The organism is Nocardiopsis halotolerans DSM 44410 (genome assembly GCF_000341065.1).
Taxonomy (GTDB): domain Bacteria; phylum Actinomycetota; class Actinomycetes; order Streptosporangiales; family Streptosporangiaceae; genus Nocardiopsis; species Nocardiopsis halotolerans.
The window spans coordinates 1-1,718 of sequence record NZ_ANAX01000263.1; the positions used below are offsets into that span (position 1 = coordinate 1).

1 protein-coding gene and 1 pseudogene are annotated in these 1,718 nt (G+C 72.2%); both read right to left on the minus strand.

Going from position 1 to position 1,718, the window contains the following annotated elements:
* A pseudogene (locus D455_RS34600) lies at positions 1 to 456 on the minus strand (hypothetical protein); the annotation flags it as partial.
* Positions 457 to 485: 29 nt separating this feature from the next.
* On the minus strand, positions 486 to 1,718 hold a 1,233-nt coding region (locus tag D455_RS0120470), incomplete at its 5' end, for a hypothetical protein (protein ID WP_017572562.1).

Genomic DNA, 1,718 nt, shown 5'->3' on the forward strand with positions numbered 1-1,718 from the left:
GCCCCCGCCGTCACCGGGGGGGTTGCCGTCGTCGCCGTCGTCACCCCCACCACCGGGAGGGGTCTCGCCGTCGTCGCCCCCGCCGTCACCAGGGGGGTCACCGCCGTCGTCACCGCCGCCACCGGGAGGGGTGCCCGGGTCGCCGCCGTCATCGCCGCCGCCGGGGTTCTCACCCATGCCGCCGTCGTCACCGCCGCCGTCGCCAGGGGGGTCGCCGCCGTCGTTGTTACCCGGGGGGTTCGGGGTGGTGTCCTGAACACCGATGTCAGGCCCGTCGGTGGTCTCGTTGCTGAGACCCTCCACAAGACTCTGCTCGACGTTGGAGCTGTCGACGCCTGTCTGGTCGGCCGTCTGGGGGGCGGCCTCAAGGTCGTCGGCGAACGCCGGCCCCGCGGAGAACCCGGCCATGAACAGGCCGGCCGCGGTCACGGTGAAAACCCGCTTCTTGGGGGACATCCCACTCCTTTCTCTTCTCGTGTACTGATCTATTCGGGGGAAATGGCATAGAGGTGGTCCTCGTGGACCACGATGGCCCGCTCACCGAGCAGACCGATGGGTTGGACGGCGCCCTCCGGGGCCTCCTCGACCCTGCCCTCGGCGTCAACGGCCACCAGTGCGCCGTTGATCTGGCCGAAGACGACGGAACCGACCGCCATCTCGGGGTGGAAACCGGGGACCACGGCGGTCCGGCCGTTCTCGGGGTCCATCACCGCGGGTCCGTAGGCGGCCAGTCGGGGTCCGACGGCCTCCGAGCGGTGGCGCACGTCCTCCAGGTCGGCCGGGTCGATCTGGGCGCTGCCGACCACGCTGCCGTCCTCGCTGTCGTGGAAGGCCAGGACCGTGCCGTCGCCGCGGAGGGGCTCCCAGCGGATGATGACGTACCCGCGCAGGGCGGTGAGGATCGCCTCCATCTCGCCCGCGTCGTCCGGGCGCTGGGCGTTGACCTGCACAGGGCTGCCTTCGGGGCTGACCCAGGTCCACGGGCCGTCGCTGACGGCGGTGAGGACGTCCTGCCCGTCGGCCAGCATGGGCGCGGAGTTCCCGGGGACCTCGACCGGCAGGAGCTCGCCGCCGACCGGGACGAAGGCCTCCCGGTCATTGCGGATGAGCACGGAACTGCCCACGTACTGGGCGGAGGTGTCCTCCGGCAGGTCCACGCTGGTGGGTGAGCCGCCCTCGGTGGGCCAGAACCACAGGGTCTCGGCGGTTTCCATGACGACGGCGTTCTCACCGCCGTACCGCACGAACCGCAGCTCCCCCAAGGCCTCACCGGACTCCACGGGCAGCTCGGCCGACCACAGGTTCTCCCCGTTGGTGTCGACCAGGTTGAGGCGCTGCTGGGTGTCGACGTAGGCGAGCAGGTCACCGTCGCGGCCGACGCCCGGCTGGCTGCCCGGAGCGATCTCGTGGCTGAAGTCGACGGTCGCGGAGAAGTGCGGCGGAGCCGGGTGGTTCAGGGTGGTCACGTCCGCGGCGGTCTCGCCGCCGGTTCCCGCCGCGGACCCGGGCAGGAAACGCCAGACGACGACTCCCGCACCGGCGAGCAGCACCAGGGCGAGCACGGCGGCACCCACGATGAACAGTGTCCGCCCGCCCTTTCCGCCGTTCCCGCCACCGGAGCCGTCGGTTCGGGGAACGGGAGCCGGAGCCACCGGTGCCGGCGCGTGGCCGGGCTCGACCTGGTCGGCGGCCTGCACCACCCCCTGGGGAGTGGCGAA